This is a genomic window from Escherichia sp. F1 (assembly GCF_046764225.1).
GTDB lineage: Bacteria > Pseudomonadota > Gammaproteobacteria > Enterobacterales > Enterobacteriaceae > Escherichia > Escherichia coli.
Genome location: NZ_CP177202.1, coordinates 1611530 through 1631126, shown reverse-complemented (window position 1 = coordinate 1631126; position 19597 = coordinate 1611530). Strand labels below are relative to the sequence as shown.

17 protein-coding genes and 1 pseudogene are annotated in these 19597 nt (G+C 50.8%); 8 read left to right on the top strand and 10 right to left on the bottom strand.

The features are described from left to right. Positions 1 to 70: 70 nt before the first annotated feature. The gene (locus tag ACK8NJ_RS07830; protein ID WP_000660227.1) at positions 71 to 1261 is read right to left on the bottom strand and encodes an MFS transporter; all 1191 of its coding nucleotides are present in this window, start codon (positions 1259 to 1261) and stop codon (positions 71 to 73) included. A gap of 151 nt (positions 1262 to 1412) precedes the next feature. Between ACK8NJ_RS07830 and ACK8NJ_RS07825 the strand changes: the two genes are divergently transcribed. After that, positions 1413 to 2291, top strand: a complete 879-nt coding sequence (locus ACK8NJ_RS07825) for a LysR family transcriptional regulator (RefSeq protein WP_001600212.1) — start codon at positions 1413 to 1415, stop codon at positions 2289 to 2291. Between the two features lie 41 nt (positions 2292 to 2332). Here the strand turns inward: ACK8NJ_RS07825 and glpQ are convergent, their stop codons facing one another. Then, positions 2333 to 3409, bottom strand: coding sequence for a glycerophosphodiester phosphodiesterase (gene glpQ / locus ACK8NJ_RS07820; protein WP_001600213.1), 1077 nt, complete (start codon positions 3407 to 3409; stop codon positions 2333 to 2335). 4 nt (positions 3410 to 3413) lie between these two features. Beyond that, complete coding sequence (gene glpT / locus ACK8NJ_RS07815; RefSeq protein WP_000948724.1) at positions 3414 to 4772, bottom strand: glycerol-3-phosphate transporter; 1359 nt, start codon at positions 4770 to 4772, stop codon at positions 3414 to 3416. Positions 4773 to 5044: 272 nt separating this feature from the next. Between glpT and glpA the strand changes: the two genes are divergently transcribed. The 5 genes and pseudogenes from glpA to ACK8NJ_RS07790 all read left to right on the top strand — a co-directional run. Next, complete coding sequence (gene glpA / locus ACK8NJ_RS07810; RefSeq protein ID WP_000857243.1) at positions 5045 to 6673, top strand: anaerobic glycerol-3-phosphate dehydrogenase subunit A; 1629 nt, start codon at positions 5045 to 5047, stop codon at positions 6671 to 6673. Next, a complete protein-coding gene (gene glpB, locus ACK8NJ_RS07805; RefSeq protein WP_217800939.1) occupies positions 6663 to 7922 on the top strand; it encodes a glycerol-3-phosphate dehydrogenase subunit GlpB in 1260 nt (419 codons plus the stop codon). Before glpA ends, glpB begins: the two co-directional genes overlap by 11 nt. Continuing rightward, positions 7919 to 9109, top strand: a complete 1191-nt coding sequence (gene glpC / locus ACK8NJ_RS07800; RefSeq protein WP_001000377.1) for an anaerobic glycerol-3-phosphate dehydrogenase subunit GlpC — start codon at positions 7919 to 7921, stop codon at positions 9107 to 9109. Before glpB ends, glpC begins: the two co-directional genes overlap by 4 nt. Before the next feature lie 192 nt (positions 9110 to 9301). Next, complete coding sequence (locus tag ACK8NJ_RS07795) at positions 9302 to 10297, top strand: ISNCY family transposase (protein WP_097420762.1); 996 nt, start codon at positions 9302 to 9304, stop codon at positions 10295 to 10297. Next, positions 10298 to 10531 (top strand): annotated as a pseudogene (locus tag ACK8NJ_RS07790) (hypothetical protein); the annotation flags it as partial. 40 nt (positions 10532 to 10571) lie between these two features. Here ACK8NJ_RS07790 and yfaU read toward each other — a convergent pair. From yfaU to ACK8NJ_RS07760, 6 genes are all read right to left on the bottom strand, one after another. Continuing rightward, positions 10572 to 11375, bottom strand: a complete 804-nt coding sequence (gene yfaU / locus ACK8NJ_RS07785) for a 2-keto-3-deoxy-L-rhamnonate aldolase (RefSeq protein WP_411962315.1) — start codon at positions 11373 to 11375, stop codon at positions 10572 to 10574. Between the two features lie 16 nt (positions 11376 to 11391). Continuing rightward, positions 11392 to 12681, bottom strand: a complete 1290-nt coding sequence (locus ACK8NJ_RS07780; RefSeq protein ID WP_411962314.1) for an MFS transporter — start codon at positions 12679 to 12681, stop codon at positions 11392 to 11394. Positions 12682 to 12737: 56 nt separating this feature from the next. Beyond that, positions 12738 to 13943: an L-rhamnonate dehydratase gene (rhmD, locus tag ACK8NJ_RS07775; protein WP_309803668.1), complete on the bottom strand. Its 1206-nt coding sequence runs from the start codon at positions 13941 to 13943 to the stop codon at positions 12738 to 12740. 14 nt (positions 13944 to 13957) lie between these two features. Then, positions 13958 to 14740 carry an IclR family transcriptional regulator gene (locus ACK8NJ_RS07770; RefSeq protein WP_411962313.1) on the bottom strand — a complete coding sequence of 261 codons (783 nt, stop codon included), beginning with the start codon at positions 14738 to 14740 and terminating at the stop codon, positions 13958 to 13960. 219 nt (positions 14741 to 14959) lie between these two features. Next, a complete protein-coding gene (locus ACK8NJ_RS07765) occupies positions 14960 to 16162 on the bottom strand; it encodes a nicotinamide mononucleotide deamidase-related protein YfaY (protein ID WP_411962312.1) in 1203 nt (400 codons plus the stop codon). A 99-nt stretch (positions 16163 to 16261) separates the two neighbouring features. Then, a complete protein-coding gene (locus tag ACK8NJ_RS07760) occupies positions 16262 to 16804 on the bottom strand; it encodes a YfaZ family outer membrane protein (RefSeq protein WP_000717009.1) in 543 nt (180 codons plus the stop codon). Between the two features lie 278 nt (positions 16805 to 17082). Between ACK8NJ_RS07760 and nudI the strand changes: the two genes are divergently transcribed. Further along, entirely contained in the window at positions 17083 to 17508 is a 426-nt protein-coding gene (gene nudI, locus ACK8NJ_RS07755) for a nucleoside triphosphatase NudI (RefSeq protein ID WP_001303598.1), read from the top strand. A 38-nt stretch (positions 17509 to 17546) separates the two neighbouring features. Here the strand turns inward: nudI and ais are convergent, their stop codons facing one another. Beyond that, positions 17547 to 18149, bottom strand: a complete 603-nt coding sequence (gene ais / locus ACK8NJ_RS07750) for a lipopolysaccharide core heptose(II)-phosphate phosphatase Ais (protein ID WP_001306469.1) — start codon at positions 18147 to 18149, stop codon at positions 17547 to 17549. A 307-nt stretch (positions 18150 to 18456) separates the two neighbouring features. On the opposite strand from ais, the gene arnB reads away from it, so the two are divergent. Continuing rightward, positions 18457 to 19596: a UDP-4-amino-4-deoxy-L-arabinose aminotransferase gene (gene arnB, locus ACK8NJ_RS07745; RefSeq protein WP_411962311.1), complete on the top strand. Its 1140-nt coding sequence runs from the start codon at positions 18457 to 18459 to the stop codon at positions 19594 to 19596. Position 19597 lies beyond the last annotated feature (1 nt).

Below are 19597 nucleotides of genomic sequence, written 5' to 3'. Positions count from 1 at the left end.
CTGTCATTTTTTATTAACGACAATGACTATAGGTGGTTACCTGCGAAAAATCTTAATGAAACGTGTCGTATTAATGAATTTCTTTTGCCACTACTAGCGCGACACCGCTTTTACCCTTCATTTGCAGCGCATAGACTCCACCAGCCACTACCACTAATAGTGCACCCAGCAGATAAATCATTCGGTAGCCAGTATGTGCAACCATCATCCCCATCACACAGGCTCCCAGCGCCAGGCCTGCATCCATCGCATTGAAGAAGAGGGAGTTTGCGACACCGATTTTATGCGGTTCCACTGAACTGATAATCTGCGTCTGAAAAACTGGCGTCACGGAACCATACCCGATACCAATCAACGCGCCAGAAACAACCATCATTATGCTTCCCTGGGTGTAGCCGAGAACCACCAGTCCAACCGTAAAGAACACAAGGCAAGGGTAAACCACATATTTCGGTCCTTTTTTGTCGCAGACATTGCCGGTAAAGGTACGGCAAATCATCAGGAAGATAGCGTAGCAAAGCAGGAAATTACTGGCTGCCGACATCAGGTTAAGTTCGCGTGCATAAAGCGCCAGAAAAGCAGAAACCCCGGCATACGAAAAGGTCATAAAAAAGGTGACCATCGCAAATGGCAACGCCGCGCGATCGAACATGGCGGCGAAGCCCATTTTCGGCGTTGAACCATCAGCATGGCTGATAACCGGCGGCACTGTCATAATCAGCGACAGAATAATCCCCACCGCTGCCACGCCGGTGCATAACCAGAAAGCCATATTAAAGGCCTCCCAGCGCGCCATATTCAGGCCAATCCACGGCCCGACCACCATTGCCAGCCCCATTGCCAGAGAGAAAAAACTGATGCCCTCCCCACGTCGGGAGGCCGGGATCAGCCGCGCGGAAATCGTTCCTTTTACCGTAGTGATAACCCCGAAGGTAATACCATGAAGCACCCGAATAAAAAGCAGTGATTCAATTGAGTGGCAAAAAGGATACAACGCTGTGACCAATAAAAAGGCCAGAGAAGAGAGCACCAGAATAGTTTTATTCGAGTATTTACCCACCCATTGCCCGGCAAAGGGGCGAATAACAATCGCCGCAATTAAAAATAAAGTCACCAATAAACCGGCTTTATCAGGAGAGGCATGCAAGCGGTCAGAGATATAAATTGGCAACAATGTTAGTAAAACATAAAAGACGAAGAAAATAATAAAGCTGATGATGGTTATTGCCCAAAAATCCTTCGTCCATAACTTCTCTTTCATACCCTACCGCCTGTCAGGATGACGCACGCAGACAACACTCCCGTTACTGCGGTTGCGTCAAATTGTGATGTACTTTGCAGAACAGAAGTATAAATGGCGGCATGCTATTAGAGAAATTAATCGTTTTAATATTATTGATTAGCAAACTCTAATGACTCTTACCCAAATAAATTCTTTACTCGCCGTGCTGGATTACGGTGGCTTTACTGAAGCCAGCAAGCGATTGTTCATGACGCAGTCGGCGGTAAGTCAGGCAATTGCTGCCCTCGAACAAGAACTTGGCGTGAATATACTGTTACGCGATCGCCGTAAAGCTATACAACTGACCTCTGCAGGTCACCGCATTATGCATCATCTGCGCGCCATTAATCGGGAAGTGAACGCAGTAAAAGAGATAGCCGAGCAGGAAAAGCAGAACCCTCAAAGAACGCTGAGACTTGGTTGTTTCCCCAGCGTCTGCGCCTGTATCTTACCGGCTGTGATTCGCTACTTTGAAATTCATCATCCGAATATAAAAATTATTCCTTTTGAGGAAAATAGCACAGCGATTATTGATTCCCTTCAGAATGAATCCATTGATGCCGGTTTTGTTCATTTTCCGGTGAGCGGAATGTACTCCGTGCCCATTTATCAGGATAAATTCACCGTAGTGTTACCGCCCAACCATGCTCTGGCAAAAAACAGCACTATTACAGTGGAAGAGTTAATGGGTGAACCATTAATTATTAGTAAAGGACGCTATGAATTAAGCATTATGGCACTATTTAAAGAAAAGAATATTACCCCACAGATAAAATATGAATTTAATCACCCGGATACAGCGATCAGTTTTATTCGACAGGGATTAGGCATCGCCTTATTACCAGAGTTAACGCTGAAAACCATTGCAGATGAATTGTGTTCCGTTCCTCTCGAACCAACCTTCTATCGACAGATTTCGTTGCTGGCTAAAGAAAAGCCGGTAGAAGGCAGTCCACTGTTTTTACTGCAAATGTGCACGGAACAATTAGTGGAGATTGGAAAAATTTGATGTGAGACAGGATGGCGCATGAACGCCATCCTGCAATAGCATTACTCTTTATTAAGGAATTTTACTGCCTTATCAGGGAAATCAGTAAACAGCCCATTTACACCCGCTTTGTTATACAGAGCATCATATAACTGATTCACATCAGTAGTGTATTCAGGCAGTTTATCTGACCGCACGGTATAAGGATGCACTACCAGCTTGTTCTGCTGAGCATCTTGCACCATGCCAGTGAGTTTGATATTACCTGGCTGCGATGTCTCCTCAATCAACATATGATAATCCGGACCAATACCATCAGCATATTCCGCCACCTGTTTCATGGCCCCCGGCTTAAACATCCAGTCGTAGTTGTAATTAACCCAGCTTCCGTCCGGCTGTTTCTGCTGAGTTTCGTTCCAGTCGGTATAGGCAATCAGCTGTACCAGATTGAGGTCCATGCCCATTTTAGGTTCCAGCTCATTCTTAATACGCTTCAGTTCATCGGCATCAAAACATTGCAAATAAACTTTGTCGTCCTTACCGCTGTAACCATATTTCTTCAGCACTTCCAGCGTTTTTGCCGCAATATCCTTCCCTTCCTGATGATGGAACCACGGCGCTTTAATTTCTGGATAGATACCGATATTTTTCCCGGTAGAGTGATTTAACCCCTGAACAAATTCAATCTCTTCCTCGAAAGTGTGTACCCGGAAGTCAGATTTACCCATCGGGAAACGCCCCGGATAAGTCTGTACTTTCTTACCATTTTCAATATCGAAACCTTCGGTAAATTTCAGTGACTTAATTTCATCGAGCGTGAAATCTATCGCGTAGTAACGACCGTCTTTGCGCGCCCGATCCGGGAAACGATCGGCAACATCAGTAACACGATCGAGATAATGGTCATGCAGGACAACCAGATGGTCGTCTTTGGTCATCACCAAATCTTGTTCCAGATAATCCGCTCCCTGCGCATACGCCATCGCTTTTGCTGGCAGCGTATGCTCCGGCAAATATCCACTGGCACCGCGATGGGCGATGACTATTTTTTCGTTGCTGTCCGCCGCCATTGCACTGCTTCCCATGATCATTCCACTCATCATGATCGCCATGCTAAGGTTTTTCAGCGTCAATATCATGCCATTAGCCTCCGTTGCGTTTTTGCAGTAATTCCTGATGGCGACGTTTTTCGCCAATCATCACAACAATCAACAAGATAACCGCCAGAATGCTGCCGCCAATCATTACCATAAAGCCGCCATCCCAGCCGAAGAAGTCCACTGTGTAGCCAACAATCGCGCTCGCCGCCACCGAACCGCCCAGGTAACCAAACAGCCCGGTAAAGCCCGCTGCCGTACCTGCCGCTTTTTTCGGTGCCAGTTCCAGCGCATGCAGACCGATCAGCATCACAGGGCCGTAGATCAGGAAGCCGATAACAATCATACAAATCATATCTACGGTTGGGTTACCTGCCGGGTTCATCCAGTAAACGATAGTCGCGATGGTCACCAGTGTCATAAAGAAGACGCCGGTGGCCCCACGGTTGCCACGGAAGACTTTATCCGACATCCAGCCGCACAGCAGGGTGCCCGGAATGCCCGCATACTCATAGAAGAAGTAGGCCCAGGAGGATTTATCCAGCGCGAAGTGTTTCACCTCTTTCAGATAAGTCGGTGACCAGTCGAGGATGCCGTAACGCAGCAGATAAACGAACACGTTGGCGATAGCGATGTACCACAGCAGTTTGTTCGGCAGCACGTACTGCATGAAGATTTGCTTCGCCGTCAGCTCCTGTTCCGCTTTTTCGTTATAGTCGTCCGGATAATCATTTTTGTACTCTTCGATCGGCGGCAGGCCACAGGATTGCGGGGTATCGCGCATCATCGCAAAGGCGAACAGTGCCACCAGAATGGCGCAGAAAGCGGGCATATAGAGCGCCGCGTGCCAGTCATTGAACCAGGCCATCCCCAGCAGGAACAGCAGCGGCGGAATACCACCACCGACGTTATGCGCACAGTTCCACACTGACACAATGCCGCCACGTTCTTTCTGCGACCACCAGTGCACCATAGTACGACCGCACGGCGGCCATCCCATCCCCTGGAACCAACCGCAGAGGAACAGCAGCACAAACATCACCGCAATGCTCGACGTCGCCCACGGCACAAAGCCCATAAAAAGCATCACCGCCGCCGCCAGAATCAAACCTGCGGGCAGGAAAACGCGCGGATTCGAGCGATCCGACACCGAGCCCATGATGAATTTCGAAAATCCATAAGCAATCGAGATCCCCGAAAGGGCAAAACCTAAATCACCGCGTGAGAATCCCTGCTCGACCAGATAAGGCATAGCGAGGGCAAAGTTCTTACGAACCAAATAGTAAGCAGCATAACCAAAGAATATCCCCAGGAAAATTTGCCAGCGCAATCGACGATAAGTCGGATCGATCTCCGCGGCAGGTAAGCGCGCTTTGTGTGGCGCTGGTTTAAAAATACTCAACATTGATAGCCTCCGTGGCCCGTGGTCTTATTTATGATTAACAGCCTGATTCAGTGGGAGAACATGCCGTTTCTTGAGTTGCCGCGATGTTAAGAAAACATTCATAAATTAAATGTGAATTACCGCACACATTATTAAATACGATGGGTTAAATGTTCATAATGACGCATGAAATCACGTTTCACTTTCGAATTATGAGCGAATATGCGCGAAATCAAACAATTCATGTTTTTACTATGGCTAAATGGTAAAAAACGAACTTCAGAGGGATAACAATGAAAACTCGCGACTCGCAATCAAGTGACGTGATTATCATTGGCGGCGGTGCAACGGGAGCCGGGATTGCCCGCGACTGTGCCCTGCGCGGGCTGCGCGTGATTTTGGTTGAGCGCCACGACATCGCAACCGGTGCCACCGGGCGTAACCACGGCCTGCTGCACAGCGGTGCGCGCTATGCGGTAACCGATGCGGAATCGGCCCGCGAATGTATTAGTGAAAACCAGATCCTGAAACGCATTGCACGTCACTGCGTTGAACCGACCAACGGCCTGTTTATCACCCTGCCGGAAGATGACCTCTCCTTCCAGGCCACTTTTATCCGCGCCTGCGAAGAAGCAGGGATCAGCGCAGAAGCTATAGACCCGCAGCAAGCGCGCATTATCGAACCTGCCGTTAACCCGGCACTGATTGGCGCGGTGAAAGTTCCGGATGGCACCGTTGATCCATTTCGTCTGACCGCAGCAAACATGCTGGATGCCAAAGAACACGGTGCCGTTATCCTTACCGCTCATGAAGTCACGGGGCTGATTCGTGAAGGCGCGACGGTGTGCGGTGTTCGTGTACGTAACCATCTCACCGGCGAAATTCAGGCACTTCATGCGCCTGTCGTAGTTAATGCCGCCGGGATTTGGGGGCAACACATTGCCGAATATGCCGATCTGCGCATTCGCATGTTCCCGGCGAAAGGATCGCTGCTGATTATGGATCACCGCATTAATCAGCATGTGATCAACCGCTGCCGCAAACCTTCCGACGCCGATATTCTGGTGCCTGGCGATACCATTTCGCTGATTGGCACCACCTCTTTACGTATTGATTACAACGAGATTGACGATAATCGAGTGACGGCAGAAGAAGTTGATATTCTGCTGCGTGAAGGGGAAAAACTGGCCCCCGTTATGGCGAAAACGCGCATTTTGCGGGCTTACTCTGGCGTGCGTCCGCTGGTTGCCAGCGATGACGACCCAAGCGGCCGTAACGTCAGTCGTGGCATCGTGCTGCTCGACCATGCTGAACGCGATGGTCTGGACGGATTTATCACCATCACCGGCGGCAAACTGATGACCTATCGGCTGATGGCGGAATGGGCTACCGACGCGGTATGTCGCAAGCTGGGCAACACGCGCCCCTGTACAACCGCCGATCTGGCACTTCCTGGTTCACAGGAGCCCGCTGAAGTTACCTTGCGTAAAGTCATCTCCCTGCCTGCCCCGCTGCGCGGTTCTGCGGTTTATCGTCATGGCGATCGCACACCCGCCTGGCTGAGCGAAGGCCGTCTGCACCGTAGCCTGGTATGTGAGTGCGAAGCGGTAACTGCGGGTGAAGTTCAGTACGCGGTAGAAAATTTAAACGTTAATAGCCTGCTGGATTTACGCCGTCGTACCCGTGTGGGGATGGGTACCTGCCAGGGCGAACTCTGCGCCTGCCGCGCTGCCGGACTGCTGCAACGTTTTAACGTCACGACGTCCGCGCAATCTATCGAGCAACTTTCCACCTTCCTTAACGAACGCTGGAAAGGCGTGCAACCCATCGCCTGGGGAGATGCACTGCGCGAAAGCGAATTTACCCGCTGGGTTTATCAGGGACTGTGTGGTCTGGAGAAGGAGCAGAAAGATGCGCTTTGATACTGTCATTATGGGCGGCGGCCTCGCCGGATTACTCTGTGGCCTGCAACTGCAAAAACACGGCCTGCGCTGTGCCATTGTCACGCGTGGTCAAAGCGCGCTCCATTTCTCATCTGGATCGCTGGATTTGCTGAGCCATCTGCCGGATGGTCAACCGGTGACAGACATTCACAGTGGACTGGAAGCTTTGCGTCAGCAGGCACCTGCCCATCCTTACACTCTTCTCGGGCCACAACGCGTACTCGATCTCGCTTGCCAGGCGCAGGCATTAATCGCTGAAAGCGGTGCGCAATTACAGGGCAGCGTAGAACTGGCCCACCAGCGAGTTACCCCGCTCGGCACTCTGCGCTCAACCTGGCTAAGTTCGCCAGAAGTTCCTGTCTGGCCGTTGCCCGCGAAGAAAATATGTGTGGTCGGGATAAGCGGCCTGATGGATTTTCAGGCGCATCTTGCGGCGGCTTCGTTGCGCGAACTCGACCTTGCCGTTGAAACCGCAGAAATAGAGCTGCCGGAACTGGATGTGCTGCGCAACAACGCCACCGAGTTTCGCGCGGTGAATATCGCCCGTTTCCTTGATAACGAAGAAAACTGGCCGCTGTTACTTGATGCGCTTATTCCTGTCGCCAATACCTGCGAAATGATCCTGATGCCCGCCTGCTTCGGCCTGGCCGATGACAAACTGTGGCATTGGTTGAATGAAAAACTACCTTGTTCATTGATGCTTTTGCCAACGCTGCCGCCTTCCGTGCTGGGCATTCGTCTGCAAAACCAGTTACAGCGCCAGTTTGTGCGCCAGGGTGGCGTGTGGATGCCAGGCGATGAAGTGAAAAAAGTGACCTGTAAAAATGGCGTAGTGAATGAAATCTGGACCCGCAATCACGCCGATATCCCGCTGCGACCACAATTTGCGGTGCTTGCGAGCGGCAGTTTCTTTAGCGGCGGACTGGTAGCGGAACGTAACGGCATTCGCGAGCCGATTCTCGGCCTTGATGTGCTACAAACCGCCACACGGGGTGAATGGTATAAGGGCGATTTTTTTGCGCCGCAACCGTGGCAGCAGTTCGGTGTAACCACTGATGAGGCACTACGCCCGTCGCAGGCAGGGCAAACCATTGAGAACCTGTTTGCCATCGGTTCGGTGCTGGGCGGATTTGATCCCATCGCCCAGGGATGCGGCGGCGGTGTTTGTGCCGTCAGTGCTTTACATGCCGCTCAACAGATTGCCCAACGCGCAGGAGGCCAACTATGAACGACACCAGCTTCGAAAACTGCATTAAGTGCACCGTCTGCACCACCGCCTGCCCGGTGAGCCGGGTGAATCCCGGCTATCCAGGGCCAAAACAAGCCGGGCCGGATGGCGAGCGTCTGCGTCTGAAAGATGGCGCACTGTATGACGAAGCGCTGAAATATTGCATCAACTGCAAACGCTGCGAAGTCGCCTGCCCGTCCGATGTGAAGATTGGCGATATCATCCAGCGCGCGCGGGCGAAATATGACACCACACGCCCGTCGCTGCGCAATTTTGTGTTGAGTCATACCGACCTGATGGGTAGCGTTTCCACGCCATTCGCACCAATCGTCAATACCGCTACCTCGCTGAAACCAGTGCGGCAGCTGCTTGATGCGGCGTTAAAAATCGATCATCGCCGCACGCTACCGAAATACTCCTTCGGTACGTTCCGTCGCTGGTATCGCAGCGTGGCGGCCCAGCAGGCACAATATAAAGACCAGGTGGCTTTCTTTCACGGCTGCTTCGTTAACTACAACCATCCGCAGTTAGGCAAAGATTTAATTAAAGTGCTCAACGCAATGGGTACCGGTGTACAACTGCTCAGCAAAGAAAAATGCTGCGGCGTACCGCTGATCGCCAACGGCTTTACCGATAAAGCACGTAAACAGGCAATCACAAATGTAGAGTCGATCCGCGAAGCAGTGGGAGTAAAAGGCATTCCGGTGATTGCCACCTCCTCAACCTGTACATTTGCCCTGCGCGACGAATATCCGGAAGTGCTGAATGTCGACAACAAAGGCTTGCGCGATCACATCGAACTGGCGACCCGCTGGCTGTGGCGCAAGCTGGACGAAGGCAAAACCTTGCCGCTGAAACCGCTGCCGCTGAAAGTGGTTTATCACACTCCGTGCCATATGGAAAAAATGGGCTGGACGCTCTACACCCTGGAGCTGTTGCGTAAAATCCCGGGGCTTGAGTTAACGGTGCTGGATTCCCAGTGCTGCGGTATTGCAGGTACTTACGGTTTCAAAAAAGAGAACTACCCCACCTCACAAGCCATCGGCGCACCACTGTTCCGTCAGATAGAAGAAAGCGGCGCAGATCTGGTGGTTACCGACTGCGAAACCTGCAAATGGCAGATTGAGATGTCCACAAGTCTTCGCTGCGAACATCCGATTACGCTGCTGGCCCAGGCGCTGGCTTAAACTCCTTTCTGATGCCCGGTAAGCATGTTGTTACCGGGCATTTTTGCGTACACGATTCCGTGCCCAATGTATGCGTTGCAACGCAGTGAAAATTCCTCTGAAAACGTCTCGCAAAGGCTGAAACTGGCAGATGTCAAAGGCCTGGGATAACCGTAATGTCGCGTCATCATAAATATCAGGTGACGGACAACCATGACCGAATCAACAACCTCCTCCCCGCATGATGCGGTGTTTAAAACCTTTATGTTCACACCCGAAACCGCTCGGGATTTTCTGGAAATACATCTACCAGAGCCGCTGCGCAAGCTTTGCAACCTGCAAACTTTACGCCTGGAACCCACCAGCTTTATTGAAAAAAGTTTACGCGCTTACTACTCGGATGTTTTGTGGTCGGTGGAAACCAGCGACGGTGACGGCTATATCTACTGCGTGATTGAACATCAAAGTTCAGCGGAAAAGAATATGGCCTTTCGGCTAATGCGCTATGCCACTGCCGCCATGCAACGTCATCTGGACAAAGGCTATGACAGAGTCCCGCTGGTGGTACCGTTACTGTTTTATCATGGCGAAACCTCGCCCTACCCGTACTCACTCAACTGGCTGGATGAGTTTGACGATCCGCAACTTGCCCGGCAGTTGTACACCGAAGCTTTTCCGTTGGTGGATATCACCATCGTACCTGACGATGAGATCATGCAACATCGGCGTATAGCTCTGCTTGAACTGATTCAAAAGCATATTCGCGACCGCGATTTAATCGGTATGGTCGACAGGATCACCACGCTTTTGGTTAGAGGCTTCACTAATGACAGCCAGCTACAAACGCTGTTTAATTATCTGCTGCAATGCGGCGATACCTCCCGTTTCACCCGTTTTATTGAGGAGATTGCCGAACGTTCACCACTACAAAAGGAGAGATTAATGACTATTGCTGAACGGCTGCGGCAGGAAGGGCATCAAATTGGCTGGCAGGAAGGTAAGATTGAAGGCTGGCAGGAAGGTAAAATTGAAGGTTGGCAGGAAGGTAAATTAGAAGGTTTGCAAGAAGGTAAATTAGATGGTTTGCAGGAAGGCATGCATGAACAAGCCATTAAAATTGCCTTGCGCATGCTGGAGCAGGGCTTTGAACGTGAGATTGTGCTGGCGACAACCCAACTCACTGATGCTGATATTCCGAACTGTCATTAAAAGGAGAGATTGATGACTATTGCTGAACGGCTGAGGCAGGAAGGGCATCAGATTGGCTGGCAGGAAGGTAAGCTTGAAGGCTGGCAGGAGGGTAAATTAGAAGGTTTGCAGGAAGGTATGCGTAAACAAGCCATTAAAATTGCTTTGCGCATGCTGGTACAGGGCATTGATCGTGACCTGGTGCTCGCAGCCACCCAGCTAAGCGAAGCCGATCTGGCAGCGAATAACCACTAATTAACACAGGCCCACAGCCGACCCCCATGGGCCTTTGATATCAATAATTACCTTTTATGCGTGGCCCATTTTTGCCTGATTTAAACATCGCCAGTCGTTGATCCAGGGCATCGCTGTAGAGCATCGTGTCAACGCCAACAGCGACAAAGTTCGCTCCCCACGCCAGGCATTGCTGCGCCATATCAGGAGCCACAGCCAGAAAACCAGCCGCTTTACCCGCAGCACGGATCCGCCGAATGCTGGTTTCAATAATTCGCTGCACTTCCGGGTGCCCGGCGTTATCCGGGTAGCCCAACGACGCAGAAAGATCCGCAGGTCCAATAAACACGCCATCAATCCCTTCGACGTCGAGGATTTCGTCCAGGTTATCCAGTGCCGTTTTACTTTCCACCTGCACCAACAGACAAAGCGAATCGTTGACGTGCGCCATGTAATTCTCAATGCGTCCCCAGCGAGCAGCCCGTGCCACACTGGCCCCGACACCACGCTCACCGTAGGGAGGATAGCGCGTGGCAGACACCACCTGACGTGCCTGATCGGCAGTATCGACCATCGGGATCAGTAGAGTTTGCGCGCCAATATCCAGGACTTGTTTAATCAGCGACTTACTGCCTTCCACCGGACGGATCACGGGTTGGCTGGCATAGGGCGCTACCGCCTGTAGCTGGTGATAAAGATCCTGAATGGTGTTTGGCGCGTGCTCCCCGTCAATCAGCAACCAGTCATAACCGGAAGTAGCGGCAATTTCTGCCATATAGGCAGTCGTTGAGCTTAACCACAGCCCAATTTGCACTTCGCCCTTGCGTAAACGTTCTTTAAAGGGATTGGTTAATAATGCGTTCATCGTGTTCCTTAACCTATTAATGATGTGCCACGTCGGTCTGCGCAACAGTGCGATTTACACGCAGAGTGAAAATAATCAGCGAACCGATGACCGCCACCGCTGCCAGCGTCAGTAATCCCGCCGCATCGCTGGCAAACAACGTTTCTGCTTTCACGCGCAGGATCGGGGCAATAAACCCACCCACTGCACCAAACAGGTTTACAAAACCAATCCCCGCCGCCAGCGCCGTACCGGAAAGCAGTTGTGTCGGCATCGTCCAGAACACCGGCTGCACGGCAATAAACCCGATGGCTGCAACACACAGTGCTACGATCGCCAGTACTGGAGAAAGCAGCCCGGACAGACCAATACCAATGCCCGCCGCCAGTAATGTCAACGCTGCGACATTACGCCGTTCGCCGGTTTTATCGGAATAGCGCGGAATAAGCCAGGTCCCAAACAAGGCCGCAACCCACGGAATGGCGGTGACCACCGACGCCGTAAAGCCCACTTTTGTCCCCAGCAATGCAGCAACCTGGGTCGGCAGGAAGAAAATTAATCCGTAAACCGCCACCTGAATGGTCAGGTAGATAATCGCCAGTTGCCAGACTCGGCCATTACGCAGCGCATCGCTCAATCGAGAAGTCACTTTCTGTTGTTCTTCACTTGCCAGTTGATTGATAAGCAACGTTTTTTCTTGTTTACTCAGAAAACGTGCCTGCTCCGGTGTGTCATCAAGCCAAAAGAATGTGAATACCCCAGCGCCGACTGCCAGCAATCCTTCAATCACAAACATCCAGAACCAGCCGGGATGCCCCATAAATCCATGCATCTCCAGCAGCGCGCCGGAAAGCAGTGATCCCAGTGTTAACGCCAGCGGTGCGCCCATATAGAACAACCCCATAATGCTGGCGCGATTACGCTGCGGAAACCATTGCGAGGTGAGATAAATCATACCAGGGAAAAACCCGGCCTCCGCAGCACCAAGCAGAGTGCGAACGATCAGAAATTTCGCTTCAGTATCGGCCCATGCCATGGCTGCCGAAAGAAATCCCCACAGCAGTGTTGTCGTACCAATCCAGGTTCTGGCCCCCAGTTTTCGCATCAAAAGATTCGCCGGAACCCCCAGAAACGCGTATACCACAAAGAAAATGCCTGCTCCCAGCGCATAAGCTTCATTACTCAGCCCGGTATCAATCTGGTAGGTCTGTTTGGCAAAACCAATATTCGAACGGTCGAGAAACGCCAGCACATACAGCGCCAACATAAACGGAATTAAACGCGCGCGGTTTTTCTTCACCACGGCGTCAAGCAAAGCGGTGCTCATAAAAAGCTCCTTAGAATATGTGGGCGTTACCGTTGTCACAGCAACGCCCGGAGTGATTAGTGGCTGTAGGGGCGTTTCAAATTGCAGTCACGATTGAGTTCGACGCCGAAACCGGGTTTATCAAGCACTGATTTATGAATACGACCATTCACCGGCACTGGCTCATTAAGCAGAATCGGATCAAATTGCGGACGCATCGTTGAACAATCCGGGCTGGTCATCAGGAATTCGCTGAATGGCGTATTGGTGAAGGTGATCACCGCATGGTGAGAGTAAACAGACGAACCGTGCGGCACCACCAGTTGCCCTCTGGATTTGGCGATTGCGGCAATTTCCACCAGCGTGGTTAAGCCACCGCACCAGCCAACATCCGGCTGCATAATGTCGATACCGGTTTCTGAAAGCGTACGGAAAGATTGCAGTGTGCCGTGATGCTCACCGCTGGTGACCATCATTCCGACTGGCGCGTTGCGTTTCAGTTCGCGATAACCTTCATACTGCTGTGGCGGCAGGCACTCTTCGATCCATTTCAGGTTATAGGGCGCGCAAGCGTGGGCCAGTTTGGTGGCATAGTTCACGTCCTGACTCATCCAGCAGTCGAGCATTAACCAGAAATCCTCACCGCATTTTTCACGCATATCCGCGACCATAGCGGCATCTTTGCGGATCCCTGCATCGCCATCATGTGGCCCCCAGTGCGTCGGCATTTTGCCACCGATAAAGCCCATCTCTTTTGCCAGATCCGGACGCGCACCTGTGGCGTAGAACTGAATCTCATCACGAACTGCGCCGCCTAAAAGTTTATAAACCGGAAGCCCGACCACTTTGCCGAACAGATCCCACAGAGCCAGATCGACACAGGAAATCGTGTTCATCACCAGGCCACCAGAGCCGGAGTAATACAGGGTGGCATTGAGCATTTGATCGTGGATCAGTTTGATATCACTGACACATTTACCCTCAATGAATCGGTTAAGATGTTTTTCGACAATAAAACAGCCCATTTCACCGGCTGTCGAAACGGCGAATCCGGTCTGGCCGTTTTCTGCTTCAACTTCAACAATCAACGTGCCAAGAACGTTAATGCCAAATGACTGGCGGGACTGCTCGTATTCGCGGTATTTACTCATCGGGGTGGCAATATGATCATCAATCCAGTGATTTGCCCCCTGGTCGTGATAATCACCGCCGCCAGCGCCTTTTTCTGCTGTCGCACCGCCAGTAAACCAGGCGCGAACCTGTTTGATTTTTGGTAGGGTCATGATGTTCTCCATTGTTATGAGGCCTGTAAGACAAAGGGACTTTTCCATCCCAACAGACGTGAAATATCCCTGGCGCAGGCAATGGCCTTGCCCGCCAGATAATCACGGTATTCTTCATTGATTTGTAAGCGGGTACCGACCACCGAAATCGCAGCGGTAAGCTCGTTATTCGCGTTAAACACCGGCGCAGCGACACAACGGACATCGGCGTAATCTTCGCCGTTGTCATAGCTCCAGCCCTGACGGCGAATACGCGCCAGTTCTTCGTGAAGTTGCTGTGGATGAGTAATCGTTGTGGGTGTCGCCTGCTCCCAGACCAGCCCTTCGATAATACTTTGCTGTACAGCTGCAGGTTGCCAGGCAAGCAGGCATTTACCTATTCCGGAGCGATAAAGCGAAAGGCTTTTTCCTTCATGGGAACGCACGCTGATAGTGGCTGATGACTCCACTTTCAAAATGTAATAAGCGCTGCCGTTATCAATAATCCCCAGGTGACATAACAGCCCGGTGGTATCCATCAGTTGCGTCAAACGCGGTCGAGCCAGTTCCCGGAGATCCATCTTGCTTAACGCATGACCGGAAAGCTCCACCAGCTTGGTCCACAAACAAAAATTTTCCTGGTGATCAAGGCTAAGAAAACGCTGACGCCTGAGTTCATTAAGCAGCAAATAGGCCGTGCTTTTAGGGATCCCCAATGTGTCAATGATCGTCGCAGCACTACAGGGGCCAATGCGGGCAATCAAATTGAGAATATCAATAGCCCGTGTCAGGGCGGGAACTTTGCTTGATTCCAACATACTGGGCTCCAGTCTTAGATACTGGAATCAGTCTCGTTGCTCAGGGGGAGTAAAATTGTGAAGCGCATCAAATCCCGCACCTCGTCCAGCGGACTGGAGAAATTACGCACAAATTTGTGAATCAGCGCACGGATTTTTTCTTATTGAGTACAACAGGTTGGACAAATTTTGCCGGAGGGGGAATGTGCCGGTGCAGTAAACCGGCACAGAGTGGCGGAATCAGACAGATAAAGTCATGGACTCAACAACCTCAATCCAGCCATGCTCACTGGCGATGTCCTGGCCGTTTAACCAACGGCGCAGCATATTCAGTGCCATCATTGCGCACACTTCCTGACGGATAGCCAGGCTGTAGCGCGTAGTGCTGAAACGCACACGCAGAGCGAAAGTGCCGTCTGGCGTGGCTAGCGCAAAGTTGAGATGTTCGTTCTCGAAACCAGAAACAGCCAGTGCCAGCCCGGCAAAATGGTTGGCCCGCCGTTCTGTAATCCAGTGCGCAGTTTGCGCCAGGGTTTCCTCCTGTGAAGGAACCACTTCACACGCCAGCAATGGAGCACCTGCGCGAGAAAGTTGCAAAGCCAATAAACCACCGGTGAATTGCTCGCTCAACGTCAGGCTGAACTGGCGGTTTTGCAATTCGCGGCTGATCTGCGAGGGCAGTCCTTCGGTGCCTTCGAAAATCACGCTCTGTCCGGCAACACGTTTAACGTCCAGCCACAGTTTTTCCATCGCCTGTTGCTCGCTTGCCGGTCCGGTGAGTTTCAGTTCGATGATAGGCATTGAGGAGCGATAGCCCATTGTTACGCCCGGCGGCAGTTGTAGAGTGTCCAGGCTTTGTGCCAGATCGCTTTCCGAACGACCAAAGGTAGTCAAACGCAGGCAAACCGGCGGCTGTGGTAAAGAAAAACGCTCGCGCAGGCGCGGCAGGATTTCGTGCTCGACCATCACCTTAAATTCTGACGGTACGCCAGGGGTAAAGAACATCAGGCAACGATTAAGCTGCACGGCAAAACCACAGGCGGTGCCTACCGGGTTATTGATAAATTCAGCACTGGCAGGCAGCTCTGCTTGTTTACGGTTGCTCGGTGCCATTACTCGTCCACGTTCGTGGAAATAGCGTTCCATCTCTTTGAGCCAGGCTTCATGCAACACCAGGCCTTCACCTTTTGCTGTCGCAGCGGCGAGTGCGCTTAAATCATCACTGGTCGGCCCCAGCCCGCCGTTAACGATCAGCACATCGGCGTGCTGACTCCGTTCGCGAAGAATGGTGACTAAGTCATCAAGGTTATCCCCCACCGTATTGCGGCGAGATAATGGCAACCCCTGATGAAAGAAAAAATCGGCCAGCCAGGCAGCGTTAGTGTCAACGATTTGCCCGTGTAACACTTCATCCCCGGTGGATAACATTTCCACTTTTAACATGGTTATCTCCTGCTTTTGTTATCGAATCACTATAACGCAAAGGGAGATAAGGCGTAGTAAGAAACTGAATGGCGCGGCAGAATGCCGCGCCGGAAGGGATCAGAAACTGGCGTTAACCCCAACATACGGGCCGTCAGCCACTGCGTTGTCGCGGTTACCGTCTTTACCCGACAGATTCAGGTAGCGATAACCCGCCTCAATACTGACTGGACGCATAATGGTGTAACGCGCGCCAGCATTCGCTTCCTCATAACTTTGAATACCGCTGGAGAGCGAATCCGGAGAGTAGTAATACTCGCCAAACAAACGGAAGCTGTTGCCAATTTTCCACTGCAAACCACCTCCTACCGCTGCGGCATAACCTTCATCGCCGTAATTCGGGTTGGTGTAAACGCCTTTTCCGCCAACGGTCGCCATTAACGGCCCGAGAGGCAGATTCAACCCCAGCCCCACGCCCGCGACGTCACCGTCGTCGTCGTTATGTGTCCAGTTACCGCTTAACGCCAGGCCCGTCGATTCAGTCCCAAAACCGACACCAATATTGGTGTATTCTTTACCCGCCTGGCCGCTGATGCTCATTGCATTGACCGATGCAGAAACCAACAGCATTCCGGCCAGACCTGCTAGCGCAATTTTTTTCATTTTCCCCTCTCCCACAAGCAATAAATCAAAATTCCCAAAGCTGCGGGATTGTACTGCCTGGCACAGAGGATTCAATGAGCGAAAAAAGGGATCTAGTCACTTATTGTAACTAAATACTTCTTAAATAATTAAACGCCGAAAAAATAAACACACTTTATCGATACACACAAAAATAATAATAAGTGCAGTTATCATCGCAAAAGAGATTACTGTCACTTTCACATATTTCTGAGTTACCGTATTCTCATGGTTTCTTTTAATTTATAAGGAATACCCCTGTGCGACAACGGACTATTGTATGCCCTTTGATTCAAAATGATGGTGCTTATTTGCTGTGTAAAATGGCCGACGATCGCGGCGTTTTCCCCGGTCAATGGGCGCTTTCGGGTGGCGGCGTAGAGCCTGGCGAACGAATTGAAGAGGCACTACGCCGCGAAATTCGCGAAGAACTGGGAGAACAGTTGCTTTTGACAGAAATCACGCCGTGGACCTTCAGCGATGATATTCGCACCAAGACGTATGCAGATGGTCGCAAGGAAGAGATTTATATGATTTACCTGATTTTTGACTGCGTTTCTGCCAACCGAGAAGTGAAAATAAACGAAGAGTTTCAGGACTACGCGTGGGTAAAACCTGAAGATCTGGCGCACTATGATTTGAATGTCGCCACCCGAAAAACGTTACGTTTGAAAGGTCTTCTGTAATAATGATGACAGCCATTACTGGCTGTCAGATTGAAAATTTAGTGGTTAACGAATTCCCCATCCAGATAAACTTTGCCTTTTTCCACATGCATGACTAAACCATCCAGATAATCAGGTTTAAATGTCGCATCACGCTTATCTTTAGCAATATATGTCAGGCAATGATTATGGGTGAAAATAACGATATTTTTATCAGGCGCTTTGCTTTGTAAGTCCTTAATTGCACTATAAATCTCATTACCGCACTGAAGAAGTCGTTTATCTACCGTCAGCTTTTTACCCGCTGAAAACCAGGTCGCCGACTGAATGGTCCGGACGGTATTACTGGAATAAAGATCGAAATCAGGGATATCAGCACTAAAAGCGTTGCCCAGTTCACGGGCATCCTGGGTACCTTTGACCGTAATACCTGTTTTATCTGACAAGCATTGATTGGTTGAACGATCGCAACGTTCAGCATGGCGAAACAAAACGACAACCGGATGCTGCTGTGCCAGTCTGGCCAGCGTTTTATTGTCGATACGTGGCAAACCATTGCTACTCCAGGCGGCATGAGTACCCAGTCCGGCAATTGCAGCGAGCGCCAGTAAAATGATGAAATATTTTTTTGACTTCAACGAAGAGCGGCAAAAAGCTAACACGTAAACTCCACCTATAGACAAGCGCAACCAGACAATTACCGTGAAATTGAGCGACATTTCTGGCGATAATTAGCAGTTGGTGTAATATTAAAAATCCTGCGATGCCGGCAAAATGCCTCAAAATTTTGCCAAATGCAAAGCCTAAATAAGAAAAAATATAAAAATTTCAATATTTACGTCTAATATTAGTTTCTTAAGGTTAAGTTAATATTCTATCCTTAAAATTTTGCTCCAAATGGCAAAATATACACAACACTCTTTATAGCAAATATAAGTGGACAGGTATTCAATGGCGGAAGGAAAAGCAATGTCAGAATTTTTGCCTTTTTCGCGACCAGCAATGGGCGTGGAGGAACTCGCTGCAGTTAAAGAGGTTCTCGAATCCGGTTGGATCACAACCGGTCCGAAGAATCAGGCGCTTGAACAAGCCTTTTGCCAGTTGACGGGAAATCAGCATGCCATCGCGGTCAGTTCAGCCACCGCCGGAATGCATATCACGCTAATGGCGTTGGAAATTGGCAAGGGCGATGAAGTTATTACGCCTTCCCTGACCTGGGTTTCAACCCTCAATATGATTTCCTTGTTGGGTGCAACGCCGATAATGGTGGATGTCGACCGCGATACGCTGATGGTCACGCCTGAAACGATCGAAGCAGCCATTACGCCACGCACTAAAGCCATCATTCCGGTGCATTATGCCGGTGCGCCAGCAGATATTGACGCCATTCGCGCCATTGGCGAACGTTACGGCATCGCAGTTATCGAAGATGCTGCCCATGCCGTCGGTACGTATTACAAAGGGCGACATATTGGCGCAAAAGGTACCGCTATTTTTTCGTTTCACGCCATCAAAAATATTACCTGTGCGGAAGGTGGCCTGATTGTTACAGATAATGAAAACCTTGCCCGCCAGCTACGGATGCTGAAATTTCACGGTCTGGGTGTCGATGCCTATGACAGACAAACCTGGGGCCGTGCACCGCAAGCTGAAGTCTTAACACCGGGCTATAAGTACAATCTGACCGATATTAACGCCGCGATTGCCCTGACACAGTTAGCAAAATTAGAGCACCTCAACACCCGTCGGCGCGAAATTGCCCAGCAATATCAGCAAGCACTAGCAGCTCTCCCCTTTCAGCCATTAAGCCTTCCCGCCTGGCCGCACGTTCACGCCTGGCATCTGTTTATTATTCGTGTCGATGAACAACGTTGTGGTATCAGTCGCGATGCGTTGATGGAAGCGTTAAAAGAAAGAGGTATTGGTACCGGGTTACATTTCCGCGCCGCTCACACACAAAAATATTATCGCGAGCGTTTTACCACGCTGTCGTTACCGAATACCGAATGGAATAGCGAACGCATCTGTTCGTTGCCGCTGTTCCCGGATATGACTACCGCCGATGCCGACCGCGTCATCACAGCCCTTCAGCAACTCGCAGGACAATAAG

Coding starts and splice junctions, on each gene's coding strand:
- glpB (WP_217800939.1), top strand. CDS start 6,663: ATGCGCTTTGATACTGTCATTATGGGCGGCGGCCTCGCCGGATTACTC.
- ACK8NJ_RS07760 (WP_000717009.1), bottom strand. CDS start 16,804: ATGAAAAAAATTGCGCTAGCAGGTCTGGCCGGAATGCTGTTGGTTTCT.
- ACK8NJ_RS07780 (WP_411962314.1), bottom strand. CDS start 12,681: ATGAGCACCGCTTTGCTTGACGCCGTGGTGAAGAAAAACCGCGCGCGT.
- glpC (WP_001000377.1), top strand. CDS start 7,919: ATGAACGACACCAGCTTCGAAAACTGCATTAAGTGCACCGTCTGCACC.
- ACK8NJ_RS07770 (WP_411962313.1), bottom strand. CDS start 14,740: ATGTTGGAATCAAGCAAAGTTCCCGCCCTGACACGGGCTATTGATATT.
- glpA (WP_000857243.1), top strand. CDS start 5,045: ATGAAAACTCGCGACTCGCAATCAAGTGACGTGATTATCATTGGCGGC.
- ACK8NJ_RS07795 (WP_097420762.1), top strand. CDS start 9,302: ATGACCGAATCAACAACCTCCTCCCCGCATGATGCGGTGTTTAAAACC.
- ACK8NJ_RS07765 (WP_411962312.1), bottom strand. CDS start 16,162: ATGTTAAAAGTGGAAATGTTATCCACCGGGGATGAAGTGTTACACGGG.
- ACK8NJ_RS07830 (WP_000660227.1), bottom strand. CDS start 1,261: ATGAAAGAGAAGTTATGGACGAAGGATTTTTGGGCAATAACCATCATC.
- arnB (WP_411962311.1), top strand. CDS start 18,457: ATGTCAGAATTTTTGCCTTTTTCGCGACCAGCAATGGGCGTGGAGGAA.
- glpT (WP_000948724.1), bottom strand. CDS start 4,772: ATGTTGAGTATTTTTAAACCAGCGCCACACAAAGCGCGCTTACCTGCC.
- ACK8NJ_RS07825 (WP_001600212.1), top strand. CDS start 1,413: ATGACTCTTACCCAAATAAATTCTTTACTCGCCGTGCTGGATTACGGT.
- rhmD (WP_309803668.1), bottom strand. CDS start 13,943: ATGACCCTACCAAAAATCAAACAGGTTCGCGCCTGGTTTACTGGCGGT.
- yfaU (WP_411962315.1), bottom strand. CDS start 11,375: ATGAACGCATTATTAACCAATCCCTTTAAAGAACGTTTACGCAAGGGC.
- glpQ (WP_001600213.1), bottom strand. CDS start 3,409: ATGATATTGACGCTGAAAAACCTTAGCATGGCGATCATGATGAGTGGA.